Annotated in this window: 7 protein-coding genes; 4 read left to right on the top strand and 3 right to left on the bottom strand. The window is 50.8% G+C overall.

Annotated elements, in window-relative coordinates; translation table 11 throughout:
• The first annotated feature begins 67 nt into the window (after nt 1-67).
• From AC3B8H_RS18725 to AC3B8H_RS18715, 3 genes are read left to right on the top strand one after another with little or no spacing between them, the layout of a single operon-like run.
• Nucleotides 68-268, top strand: coding sequence for a hypothetical protein (locus AC3B8H_RS18725; protein ID WP_488443045.1), 201 nt, complete (start codon nt 68-70; stop codon nt 266-268).
• Nucleotides 265-1,449: a DUF1173 family protein gene (locus AC3B8H_RS18720; protein ID WP_488443044.1), complete on the top strand. Its 1,185-nt coding sequence runs from the start codon at nt 265-267 to the stop codon at nt 1,447-1,449. Before AC3B8H_RS18725 ends, AC3B8H_RS18720 begins: the two co-directional genes overlap by 4 nt.
• The gene (locus AC3B8H_RS18715; RefSeq protein ID WP_281020269.1) at nt 1,446-1,805 is read left to right on the top strand and encodes a hypothetical protein; all 360 of its coding nucleotides are present in this window, start codon (nt 1,446-1,448) and stop codon (nt 1,803-1,805) included. The genes AC3B8H_RS18720 and AC3B8H_RS18715 overlap by 4 nt, the downstream gene beginning before the upstream one ends.
• Before the next feature lie 364 nt (nt 1,806-2,169).
• Here AC3B8H_RS18715 and AC3B8H_RS18710 read toward each other — a convergent pair whose 3' ends face one another.
• Genes AC3B8H_RS18710 through AC3B8H_RS18700 form a run of 3 tightly spaced genes read right to left on the bottom strand, consistent with a single transcriptional unit; the run spans nt 2,170 to nt 4,083 of the window.
• Nucleotides 2,170-3,063 (bottom strand): CE1 family esterase, encoded by an 894-nt coding sequence (locus AC3B8H_RS18710; RefSeq protein ID WP_281020268.1) that lies wholly within the window; start codon nt 3,061-3,063, stop codon nt 2,170-2,172.
• A 45-nt stretch (nt 3,064-3,108) separates the two neighbouring features.
• Nucleotides 3,109-3,714 carry a hypothetical protein gene (locus tag AC3B8H_RS18705; RefSeq protein ID WP_281020267.1) on the bottom strand — a complete coding sequence of 202 codons (606 nt, stop codon included), beginning with the start codon at nt 3,712-3,714 and terminating at the stop codon, nt 3,109-3,111.
• Nucleotides 3,715-3,756: 42 nt separating this feature from the next.
• Nucleotides 3,757-4,083, bottom strand: a complete 327-nt coding sequence (locus AC3B8H_RS18700; protein WP_033159460.1) for an EthD family reductase — start codon at nt 4,081-4,083, stop codon at nt 3,757-3,759.
• A gap of 119 nt (nt 4,084-4,202) precedes the next feature.
• Between AC3B8H_RS18700 and AC3B8H_RS18695 the strand changes: the two genes are divergently transcribed.
• The coding region (locus AC3B8H_RS18695) for a LysR family transcriptional regulator (protein WP_488443043.1) at nt 4,203-4,640 on the top strand (438 nt) is incomplete at its 3' end.

Raw genomic sequence — 4,640 nt, 5'->3', positions numbered from 1 at the left:
ATAACTTACCAACGCATCCCATGTTTCATGGGATGCACCTCTATCGACGGCCTCGAGGAACGGTTCGATGAGCCCAATGGAACATGCTAAACAGACTGGCGCCGAGACCGAATCGGCCTGCGAGACCCAGCCCTTCAAGATCCGTCGAGTCAAACCCCTTTTTTGCGATCCCGGTTACCACCATCCGGATGTCGCTTGCCCGGTGTGCGGTACCGGCCACTACGCCGATGACGCTGCCGACCGTTCGATCATTGAGGAAGCACCATGAGTCATTATCGCGTCGGAACGATCGAATTCACCGAGGACCACGGCCACCTCCAGACGATCTTGAAACAGGCCTACGCCAACCAACAACGGCCGTTGTGTTTATGCACCGCTCAGGGTGTCGAGCTGTATATTGCCTTTGCCTACGACCGCTATTGGTTGAAACGGATGCCCAATTCCGGCGAGCGGCATCATCCGGGTTGTGATTCTTACGAACCGCCGGCGGAATTGTCCGGTCTGGGCCAGGTATACGGATCGGCTATTAAGGACAATCTCGATACCGGCATCACCCAATTGAAATTCGATTTTCGTTTGGCGCCAGGTAAAAGCCGAATGCCGGTCGCGCCTGTCGAGGGCGAGGAAGCGACCAAGCCGACCAGCATCAAGGCGTCCGAGGCCAAGCTCGGCCTGCGCGGTTTGCTGCATTATCTGTGGGAACAAAGCGGTTGGCAGCGCTGGACGCCGGCGGCGGATTCCCGGCGCAATTGGTATGGGCTGCGCAAAGCCCTACTCGAAGCCTGTGCCGGCAAAGTCGCCAAAACGACGGCCTTGGATCGGTTGGTGTTTATCCCGGAAACCTTCAGCCTGGACAAAAAGGACGAGATTAACGCCCGAATCGCCAAGGACTTGGCGTATTCGGACAACCTCAACCGCTTTCGTGTGCTGATCGGCGAACTCAAGGAGGTCAAGCCGGCCCGATTCGGGCAAAAGCTCATCATCAAACACCTGCCGGAGTACCCGTTCTATCTGAGCGATCAGACCTACAAGCGCGTACTCAAGCAGTTCGATACGGAATGGTTGTTGTGGCGGGGCAATGAGGCCAGCCGTCTGATGGTCATTGCCACGTTCTCGATTCGTCTGGGTGGCTATCCGGAAATCGACCAGCTCAGTCTGATGAATGTCTCGTCGCAATGGATTCCGTTCGAAACTGCCGACGAATTGGCCCTAATCGAGTATTTGGTGGCGGAGGGCCGCTCATTCAGCAAATGTTTGCGCTACAACCTGGCCAGATCAAAACCGCTGGCGGCGGCGGTGCTGGTGGATACCGACACGCCTAGCGCGGTCTACGTGGTCGACACCGCTGCCCACGAAGAATCAACCGCCGCGCTGCGTGACATCATCGCCGAGAGCCGAACCCCGTCGCTGATCTGGGATCCCCTGCAACCGGCCTTGTGCGAGGTATGAGGACCGATACGATCATCGGCGTGGTAACGCTGCATTCCGCGCCGGACGACGGCGGATGGTTTTGTGTCGGCAACTTCCAACCTGTGCGGGTCACCGCCGGCGTAAAAGCCTGGATCGAAACGACCGACTTAACCGGACTATTGGCGGCGGTGGTGTCTGATCTGTTACCCCTCTCCGCACAGTATCCCTGGCTTAGAATCGAGTTGGTTTACGGCGCCGGAGTAGCGCAATGGTCGGTGACCGACGGTGACGGCGGAGCGGTGATGGAAACCGCCGTGGCGTGCTCTGCTCCGAACGTCGAGTCCAGGGTGTTTTATTGGGTGGATCGGATTCTTATGGTGGCCAACGAGTATTAAGATAGCAACCTGAGTCCGGGATGGAACAGTGTGGATTCCGATCAAAGCTGCCACTGATTCCAACTTCAAAACCACCATCACTTCCGAAAACTCAAACAGATTTTGAACGCCTGGGTACGGCCAAAACCCGCCGCTCGGAGTGGCTATCCAGTTTTAATAATTAAGGCATCATGTAAACCAATCGGCTGTCCGGTATTCGACTACGGTTTGGGTCGTCGTTTGATGGCTCTAGGCTCAACGCGTCCGGGTTGGTTGCCAACCAACTGTTCAGCCACTAAAAGGAGCAGACCCGAGATGGAATCCGGATCACCCGTTTGCTTTCGGGTTTACCTTTGTATCCACTACGATTCATATAGAGCCAATTTCACTTTGCCCGTGGGCTAACTTGAGTCGCTGAAACGAAAAACTCGATGATATCCTGACTTCGCTCGGGCCAATGTGAATGGATTTTATCACCTTCACAATACAACGTTTTTACGCCCCCGGCACACCCTGAATAAGAGGAGCAACCATTTGCGATTTTATCCGGAATAGGATCACATTTATTACAAGCCGCCCACCAACCCACCGCTTGCTGACCATAACCAGGAAACAGGCGATCCTTACTACTGTGCATAACCATAACCGGCAAGGGTTCAGGGCATTTACGGTCACGTAAATCATCATATGCAACCCCTGCTGCGCTCGGCGCAATGGCGCGTGGGATGTGCCGTGTGCCAGTCATAAACGCTAATGCCATCGCCGAAGTCCCTCCATCGGAATGTCCGGTAACATAGACTTGTTTTTCATCAATACACCACTTTTTAGCCATTAAACTGGGAATGGTGCCTAATTCTACGGTAGTGCTGGGCGATAATTCCGGATGATCCGCATAGGCCACGATGAAACCGGCTTGGGTAGCAGGAAAAGTGAACCCAGTTGTTTTTTCGGTTTTAGCCCGATTCGATCCCGCCGGAGAAAATACCAGTAATAGTGGGTGAGCAACGGATGCATCATAATTGGCTGGTGTGCGGACATTGTATTTGATGCCGTTTTCGGTTTCTTCGCCATAAGTCTCTCCAGCGTCTCCACTGAGTTGATTGGCTTTGCAAAGACGTTGCAGCATCTCAGGCCGATACACGGCCTGCCCTAATTCTGCCGAGTCGCCGCTATGATCCATCAAAAGCATGACAACCATTACTAATATCGGTAACCCGAATAGCACTTTCTGCCAAGAATTGGTTCTTAAAAGAAAAACCTTTAATTGAGCCATATTCATAGTCATATTCCCCCTAAGTACGTTTGACTCGCCTGTACCATTCGCTCATGCCCCAGGTGAGTGATTGGGCGCTTCCTTATTCGCCAACTTCATTACTATAAAAGCCAGCAACAACAAGCTTCCGATCATCACAATCTGCAGCATATAGCCTTTTCCCGGAACCGATTTCAGGCCAACAGAGAACGGAATATGAGTATCAAGACGCTTATCCTTGTCGACAATAGCGATGTGTGCCAAATAATTACCAGCACCATATTGACTAAAATCGACCGTACTATCGAAAGTACCGTTTTTAACTTTTTTCGGCTGCTGATAAAAAACCCTTTGCCCTTCAGGTTCTTTGGTGATTTCGAATTCCACGCTGACATTGCGCAGACTTTTACCTTCGTAGTCGAACACCAAATTAGTTGGGCCGGTTTCGGGAATGATGCTGCAATATTCCCGATCCCCTGACAGAGTCGGGGTATAGGCCGTGAAATGGACTCGTTCAAAACCAACCCTCGTAACGCAAGCATCGGCCTCGTCAGGCGCACCTCGATGCGCTTGGGCAATAGTTGGCATTAATCCGACCCAAAAGACAACAGGCAGCAGACCCATCCACCTAATGCGCTTATAAGCCGCCTTTTTTAGTTTGTTGATAGAGTTAGGCATTGATTTGCCTCCACAGTGATTATGTTAAATCCGAGGGTCGGATTAGAAATCAAAGGTTTCCACCTCGGAGATCAGAAACAACGGCTCACCACCGCTAGAAATCTCAACGGCATGCTGAGCTGTTTCTTGACCGCCTGGTGAATTCAGACAAGCCTTTAATTCGGCGAGGGATGGAAAATAAACCTCGGCAATTCGATGAAACTGCGCTGCAGATTTGTCTACATTGGAAAGAATCAATGAGGCGACAAATCGTGTTTTGCCGGCCAGCTTTTCGACAGCCATCGGCACATGCTCATCAGCATAACGACGTTCAAAAGTTTTTAAATCTGTTGGCGTAGGGTACATTACGATTAATTTTGCTGTTTTCATAAGAATAATGAATATTTATGTGATTGTGTATTCATATTAAATAATGAGTTAGGTTAATTGTAAAATACCAATTTTCTATGAAATAATAGGTTTTTCCTATTCAAAAAAAGAGGCAAGCCGTGGAAATGCAACAAATTCGCTATTTTCTGGCCGTCTGCGATAAAGGTTCATTCACTCGTGCTGCACAGGCAACCTATGTGGCCCAACCCTCGCTGACCCAAGCAATTAAGAAATTGGAAGATGAACTTGGCGGTGAGCTATTTAGCCGAGACCGCAGCGGATGCCGGTTGACGGCTTTAGGACGTTTGATCGAACCTTCCATACGCGAAATAGTGCGCAAGACGCAAGCTGTCAAAGCAGAGGCTGTGCATTTCAGCCGCTTAAATACTGTGCCGCTTCGCATCGGCGTGATGACGACAATTGCCGCACACCATTTAAGTCCATTCTTCGCTGACTTTCAGCAAGAACGACCACATATAGAACTGGAATTAGTCGTCGACAGTGAATGCAATCTATTGAATCAACTTGATGAAGATGGCCTGGATTTAGTTATCAGC

This window comes from Methylomonas sp. BG-2 (assembly GCF_057766305.1).
Note: the sequence above shows the minus strand (reverse complement) of the source record. Positions and strands in the feature narration are given on the sequence as shown.